Below are 7,216 nucleotides of genomic sequence, written 5' to 3' on the forward strand. Positions count from 1 at the left end.
GTAGCGCTTAGGCGCACCGGCCGTGCGTTGCCAGCCGATGGCGATCCCGATCTGGCTCAACCCGACGACGACCGCAAGGACCGGGGTTCCGGCGACGGCGCTTATCCCGACGACAACGGCGAGCCCGGCTGCCCCGAAGACACCGCGGCCTGCGGCCGGAGCGATCTGCGACGCGGACTTGGGCGGCGCAGACTTGGGCGACGCAGCCTTCGGCGGTGCGGTGGGCTCCAGCGAGGTGGGCTCGACGTCGTTCTCGTGAGCGAGCGGCTCGTCATCGAAGCGGTCCAGGTCGCGCTCGTAACCGGGCGGATCGTAGGAGTCGTAGGAGGAGGCGGGGCCGGGGATGGGCCTCCTCGGCTCGAAGGACTCGAAATCGCGATCGCTCCCCGGCGCGTGCGAGCGGTCCCAGTCGGATTCGGACCAGTCGGGCTCGGCCCGATCGTGCGCGGCCCGCTCGCGCTCGGTCCACTGCGGCTCGGGCCACGTAGGTCCGGGCGCGGCAGGCGGATCCGTCCAGCCAGCCTCATCCCAGCGCGGCTCGGCCGACGACGCTTCCCGCCACGCCTGCGGATCCCAGCCGAGACCGGACTGCTCCCACTGCGGGTCGTACCCGGCGGGCTTCGGATAATCCGATGCCGGATAATCCGGCGAAGCGTATTCAGCGCGCGGGTAATCCGCCGGGGAGAACTCAGAGCTGGAATATTCCGGTCGGCCGTATTCCTCGTACTGGGGCTGTGGATAATCGCCGGGCTCACGCTGATACTCGCCCGGCCGATGTTGCGGCGGGACCTCTGGGTAGTCCTCGTGCGGCTGGCCGCGCCGGCGGCGGCCACGCCCGGCCCCACCGCCGGGCTCGGCCTGGGGATCCTGCTCGTAGTCGTATCCGTTGCTCATGGCGGGCGCCGGTTCACCCTCCGGCGAAGGGCGGCAGGACCTCGACGACCGCGCCGGACCGGATCTCCACGGTCTCCGGATCGCGCTTGCCGACCGGCGCCCCGTCGACCAGGAACGAGGAGCGCCGCAGCACCACGGCCAGCCGCTCGCCCGCCTGTCCCCGGGTCGCGACCGCCTCGGTCAGCGCCCGTCCCAAAGTCGTCGCGCGGGTCTCCTCCTCGGCGGTGCCTGCGGCTTCCCGGGCAGCGGCCCAGTAACGGAGGGTCGCGACGCCGCGCTCGCCCGTAGCGGGCGATTCGCCTTGCCGCGCGGCCTTACCGGACAGAGCCGTGCGGGATGGAGCTGTGCCTGATAGACCCGTGTCTGACATAGCTGTGTCCATCGTGTGCTCGACCCTCCTCCCACCTCTCGGCGCGACCCCACAAAGGTACCGGTGCCTGGCGACGCGCAGCGCACGTATGCGGGATCGTGTGCGCAGGAAGCAACCGGACGCTCACAGCGTCACCCAATTCGGACTGGGTCGTTCGCCATTGCGCAAGTACCCGCGACACCCCTCCGATAACGAAGCGAGAAAGGTTCGTCACCCCGCAGACACATCACGTCCATGTCCGCTATTCTGCACTTCTGAGGATCCAGGCGACGAGGCCACTGGGTCCTCGCCGTATTTTACGAGCAGGTTACAGAAGCCTCACGAGCTGTTTGCGCGGTGTGGGCGCCGGCAGTGTGATCGCTCTGAAAGATCGCGTCCGCGCGCAACCCGTGCGGCACGGCGGAAGGAGTACCACGACATGGCCACCCTCCTCCTGTTGACCAACGCCCTCGCTCCGTCTGCCGAGGTCCTGCCAGCCCTTGGGCTGCTCCTTCACACAGTGCGGGTCGCCCCGGCAGAAGCTTCCGCCCTGATGGACACCGCTCCCGCCGACGTGCTACTCGTCGACGGCCGCCGCGAACTGCCGGCCACCCGGTCGCTGTGCCGGGTGCTGCGGACCACCGGCCTGGACTGCCCGATGCTGCTGATCACCACTGAGGGCGGCCTCGCCGCGGTCACGGCCGAGTGGGGCGTGGACGACGTGCTGCTCGACACCTCCGGGCCGGCCGAGGTCGAGGCCCGCATCCGGCTGGCGGTCGGCCGGCTGGCCGCGGCCGCCGGCACCGAGGACCTCCCGCTGGAGATCCGCAACGGCGACCTCACCATCGACGAGGCCACCTACACCGCGCGGCTGCGCAACCGCATCCTGGACCTGACGTTCAAGGAGTTCGAGCTGCTGAAGTACCTGGCCCAGCACCCGGGCCGGGTGTTCACCCGGGCGCAGTTGCTCCAGGAAGTCTGGGGCTACGACTACTTCGGCGGCACGCGCACGGTGGACGTCCACGTGCGGCGCCTACGGGCGAAGCTCGGCACCGAGCACGAGCAGCTCATCGGCACGGTCCGGAACGTCGGATACCGCTTCGTGAACCCGGAGAAGCGCGCCGACCGCGAGTCCGTACGCGTCTGAATGCCCTGACAATCCCGCGACGTCATAGTCTGGCGGGATGACGGATGGTTTCTCGCCGACGGTGCAACAGGAACCGGAGCGGCTCGCGGACGCCGACCGGGTCGCGGTCACCGGGCTGATCGAGGCGGTGGCCGGAGCGGACGGCGTCGGCCCGGTGTCTGAGGACGGGCGCCTAGCGGTCGAGCACGGCCGGACCGGTGCCCTGCATTTGGTGGCGCGCGACGCCGCCGAATCGGTGATCGGTTACCTGTACCTCGGCCCTGTTGAAGACGGCGGCGACCGCACCGCCGAGCTGTGCGTCGCACCCGCCTTCCGGCGCCACGGAGCCGGAGGCGCTTTGATCTCCCGAGCCATCGAGGAGACGAGCGGCACGCTGCGCGCCTGGGCGCACGGAGACCTCCCTGGGGCGAAGGCGCTCGCAGCGCACTCCGGCTTCACCGCTGTCCGGGATTTGCGGCTGCTGGAGTTGGAGATCGGACCGGGCAGCGAGTGGGCCCAGCGCGCGGCCGATTCGGGCGCACACCGCCAGGAGGCCGGCCCCGCCGCGTCCGGCCGGATCAGGGCCTTTCAGCCGGGACAGGACGAAGCGGCATGGCTCGCGCTGAACGCCGCCGCCTTCGCGCACCACCCCGAGCAGGGCCGCTGGACCGAGCGCGACCTGGCCGAGCGGATGGCCGAACCGTGGTTCGACCCGGCCGGATTCCTGCTGTTCGAGCGGGACGGGCGCCTCGTCGGCTTCCACTGGACCAAGGTGCACCCGGCCGGAGAGTACGGACCGGGGCCGGTCGGCGAAATCTACGTCCTCGGCGTCCACCCCGACGCCGCCGGTGCCGGGCTCGGCCGGCTGCTGGCGGACGCCGGCCTCAACCATCTGGCGCAACTTGGCCTTCGATCCGTCGTGCTGTACGTGGACGGCGACAACGATCCGGCGCTGCGGCTCTACGCGTCACTCGGATTTCGCACGCGTTCGGTGGACGGACTGTACGAACGACCTAGATCGAGGTAAAGCTTTCAGAACGGATGAGTGCGTGCTCGTCCGCCTGGTGTCTCACCGGTGGAAACCCGCCGTTCATCTTTACGTGCGAAAGTTGGATCATGGAACCGCCCGCAGACCCACCGCGATTCCTCGACCGCGAGGCCTCGTGGCTGCAGTTCAACAGCCGGGTCCTGGAGCTGGCCGAGGACAAGGAAGTGCCCCTGCTGGAGCGGGCCAAGTTCAGCGCCATCTTCGCCAACAACCTCGACGAGTTCTTCATGGTCCGGGTCGCCGGGCTCAAGCGGCGGATCGCCACCGGGGCGGCCGGGACCACCGCCTCCGGCCTCACCCACCGCGAGGTGCTGCAGCGGATATGGGCGGACTCGCGGGAACAGATGCGCCGCCACGCGCAGAACTTCCAGGAGCAGCTGCGCCCTGAGCTGTCGGCGCACGGGATCGAACTGCTGCGCTGGGCCGACCTGGACGCCGAGCGGCAGGAGCGGTTGTACGCGCTCTTCCGGGAGCGGATCTTCCCGGTGCTCACCCCTCTGGCCGTGGATCCGGCGCACCCCTTCCCCTACATATCCGGGCTCTCCCTCAACCTCGCCGTCCTGGTGCGCAACCCGGTGACCGGCAACGAGCACTTCGCCCGGGTCAAGGTGCCGCCGCTGCTGCCCCGCTTCATCGAGGCCAGCGAGGGCCACTTCATCCCGCTCGAGGACCTCATCGCGGAGCACCTGCCGCACCTGTTCAACGGCATGGAGGTGCTCGGCCACCACGCCTTCCGGGTCACCCGGAACGAGGACGTGGAGGTCGAGGGGGACGAGTCGCAGAACCTCCTGGAGACGCTGGAGCGGGAGCTGGTGCGCCGCCGCTTCGGCCCGCCGGTCCGGCTCGAGGTCGAGGAGACGATCGACCCGGCCGTGCTCGAGCTGCTGGTCCGCGAGCTGGGGGTGAGCGACGCCGAGGTCTTCCGGCTGCCCGCGCCGCTGGACCTGACCGGGCTGTTCACCGTCGCGAACGAGGAGCGCCCGGAGCTCAAGTTCCCGCCCTTCGCCACCGCGCTGCACCGCGACCTGGCCGAGTACGAGGGCACGCAGGGCATCGACGTGTTCGCCGCGATGCGCCAGCGCGACATCCTGCTGCACCACCCCTACGACTCGTTCACCACCTCGGTGCAGGCCTTCCTGGAGCAGGCCGCCGAGGACCCGGATGTGCGCGCGATCAAGCAGACGCTCTACCGCACGAGCGGCGACTCCCCGATCGTGGACGCGCTGATCGACGCGGCCGAGGCGGGCAAGGAGGTGCTCGTCCTGGTCGAGATCAAGGCGCGGTTCGACGAGCACGCGAACATCGTGTGGGCGCGCAAGCTCGAGCAGGCCGGCTGCCACGTGGTCTACGGCCTGATGGGGCTTAAGACGCACTGCAAGCTGTCACTGGTGGTGCGTCAGGAAGGCAGCCGGCTGCGCCGTTACGCGCATATCGGCACCGGCAACTACAACCCGAAGACCGCCCGCCAGTACGAGGACTTGGGCCTGCTCACCTGCGATCCACAGGTCGGCGAGGATCTGACGCACCTGTTCAACCGGCTGTCCGGCTACTCGCGCACCACCACCTACCGCAGGCTGCTGACCGCGCCGAACGGACTGCGCGACGGGCTGATCGAGCGGATCGACCGGGAGCGGGAGAAGCTGAGCGGCGGCCGTCGCGGCGCCGGGCGCACCGCGCGCATCCGGATGAAGATGAACTCGCTGGTGGACGAGGCGATCATCGACGCGCTGTACGCGGCGTCGCAGGCCGGCGTGCCGATCGAGATCGACGTGCGCGGGATGTGCGCGCTGCGGCCCGGGGTGCCCGGCCTGTCCGAGACGATCCGGGTGCGCAGCGTCCTCGGCCGCTTCCTGGAGCACTCGCGGATCTACGTGTTCGGCAACGAGGTTCCGGCCGCCGCGACCGGCCGGGGCGGGGGCGAGCCGCCCGAGGTGTGGATCGGCTCGGCCGACATGATGCACCGCAACCTGGACCGGCGGGTCGAGGCCCTGGTGCTGATCACCGATCCCGGCCACCGGCGTTCGCTGGCCGGGATGATCGACACCGTCTTCGAGGACGACGCCTCCTGCTGGGAGCTGGCGTCCGACGGGCTGTGGAGCCGGCGGACCGGGACGGACGGCGGTCCGCTGCGCGACATCCAGGAATCGCTGATCGAGTCGCGCAACCAGGCACTGGCCGCCCGCCGAGCACGGATGGGCTAGCGCACAGCAGGACCCGGGAGCGCAGGGGAGCTGCTTCGAGGGTGGAGTAAGGCGGCGCCGCGCGCGGAGCCGAACCTGTCGACCGACCGAACGCGGGGTGGAGAAGAGTGACCGGAGTGGAACGGCGCGCCGAACGCGTGGCGGCCGCGGCGGAGGACCAGGAGTTGGCCCCTCCGCCGCCAGCCCTCGAGGTGCTGCGCGCCTACCTGGCCGCTCAGAGCTCCGCCTTCCTCGGCCAGCTGCCGCGGCTGCGTGAAGGCAAGCCGGAGGCCTCGCACCGCATCAGGGTGGCCTGCCGCCGGGCCCGTTCGATGCTGCGCACGTACAAGCCTGTGCTCGAGGCGGACTGGTGCGACGAGCTCGCCGCGCAGATCGCCGAGTTCACCGACGTGATCGCGCCGGAGCGGGACGTCGAGGTGGTGCGCGAGCGGCTGCTCAAGGCGCTGGACGCGCTCGCCGAGGAGTCGGGCTCCGGAGCCTCCAGCGCGGGCGTGCTGCGGGCACGGACGCTGCTGGACCGGATGCTGCAACGTGAGTACGCGACGGCGCACGAGGTGACGCTGGCCGCGCTGGCCGGCCCCAAGTTCCACGCGCTCGCCGATCGCCTCGCGCTGGCGCCGCAGACCCTTCCGGCCGGGGACGGGGCCGCGGAGCCGGCCGACGCGGTCCTGTACCCCTTGGTCGTTCAGTCCTTCGCACAGGTGGAGCGGCGGGTGGCGGCGCTGCCCGATCCGCGAAAGCAGAATGCGCGCTCCGCTTTCGCCGACGACGCGACGGACGAGCTGTGGCACCGGTTGCGGATCGCGGCGAAGCGCGCCAGGTATGCGGCGGAGGTGTGCGTCCCGGTCGCCGGGCAGCCGGCCACGGACTTCGCCGTCTGCATGGAGCGGATCACGGAGGATCTCGGCACGCAGCAGGACGCGACGGTCGCCTCGGCCGTGTTGTTGCGCGCGGCCCGTACGCCCCGGATCGCCGCGCCGACCGGCTTCGTGCTCGGCCGGCTGCTCGGCGACGCCCGCGCGGGAATCCTGCGGGCGCGGCTCGCCTTCCCCAACCTGTGGACAGACGCCGCGGACCCGGCGCACCGTGCGTGGTTGGGGAAGTGAACGCGCAGCGCGGCGGTACGCGTGACGACAACGGAAGGATCGCAATCCCCAGCTACGATGGGGGGCTGTGCCGCTGACCAGATCATCCACCGCGACCGAGCCGATCCAGGCCGGTGGGGCGGTGCTCTGGCGACCGGGTTCCGACGGTCCCGAGCTGGCGCTGGTCCACCGTCCGCGCTATGACGACTGGTCGTTCGCCAAAGGTAAGCAGGAACCCGGCGAGCACATCCAGCTGACCGCGCAGCGGGAGGTCTTCGAGGAGACCGGACAGCGGATGGTGCTGGGGCGTCGGCTGCCCACGATCACGTATGAGGTCGCCGGTGTGCCGAAGCACGTGCGGTATTGGGCTGCGCGGGTCATCCCGAGCAGCGCGGGCGGCGGGCGGTTCGAACCCAACCGGGAGGTGGACCGGATGGCGTGGCTGACGCCCGGGGAGGCCAAGGCCAGGCTCGGGCGCTGGCTGGACGTGACAGTGCTGGAGGCGTTCCTCTC

Annotated in this window: 6 protein-coding genes and 1 pseudogene; 5 read left to right on the forward strand and 2 right to left on the reverse strand. The window is 70.7% G+C overall.

Going from position 1 to position 7,216, the window contains the following annotated elements; all coding sequences use genetic code 11:
- Both VGZ32_RS14980 and VGZ32_RS14985 read right to left on the reverse strand, forming a co-directional pair.
- Positions 1-894 (reverse strand): annotated as a pseudogene (locus VGZ32_RS14980) (hypothetical protein); the annotation flags it as partial.
- A 13-nt stretch (positions 895-907) separates the two neighbouring features.
- Positions 908-1,264 carry a MoaD/ThiS family protein gene (locus tag VGZ32_RS14985; RefSeq protein WP_326886638.1) on the reverse strand — a complete coding sequence of 119 codons (357 nt, stop codon included), beginning with the start codon at positions 1,262-1,264 and terminating at the stop codon, positions 908-910.
- Positions 1,265-1,682: 418 nt separating this feature from the next.
- Here VGZ32_RS14985 and VGZ32_RS14990 point away from each other — a divergent pair, with 418 nt between their 5' ends.
- From VGZ32_RS14990 to VGZ32_RS15010, 5 genes are all read left to right on the forward strand, one after another.
- On the forward strand, positions 1,683-2,390 hold the full coding sequence (locus VGZ32_RS14990) for a response regulator transcription factor (protein ID WP_326886639.1): 708 nt from the start codon (positions 1,683-1,685) through the stop codon (positions 2,388-2,390).
- 37 nt (positions 2,391-2,427) lie between these two features.
- Entirely contained in the window at positions 2,428-3,396 is a 969-nt protein-coding gene (gene mshD, locus VGZ32_RS14995) for a mycothiol synthase (RefSeq protein ID WP_326886640.1), read from the forward strand.
- A gap of 89 nt (positions 3,397-3,485) precedes the next feature.
- Positions 3,486-5,618 carry an RNA degradosome polyphosphate kinase gene (locus VGZ32_RS15000; protein WP_326886641.1) on the forward strand — a complete coding sequence of 711 codons (2,133 nt, stop codon included), beginning with the start codon at positions 3,486-3,488 and terminating at the stop codon, positions 5,616-5,618.
- 107 nt (positions 5,619-5,725) lie between these two features.
- The gene (locus VGZ32_RS15005) at positions 5,726-6,724 is read left to right on the forward strand and encodes a CHAD domain-containing protein (protein WP_326886642.1); all 999 of its coding nucleotides are present in this window, start codon (positions 5,726-5,728) and stop codon (positions 6,722-6,724) included.
- Between the two features lie 67 nt (positions 6,725-6,791).
- The coding region (locus VGZ32_RS15010; protein WP_326886643.1) for an NUDIX hydrolase at positions 6,792-7,216 on the forward strand (425 nt) is incomplete at its 3' end.

This window comes from Actinocrinis sp., assembly GCF_035938995.1.
Classification (GTDB): Bacteria; Actinomycetota; Actinomycetes; order Streptomycetales; family Catenulisporaceae; genus DASZGI01.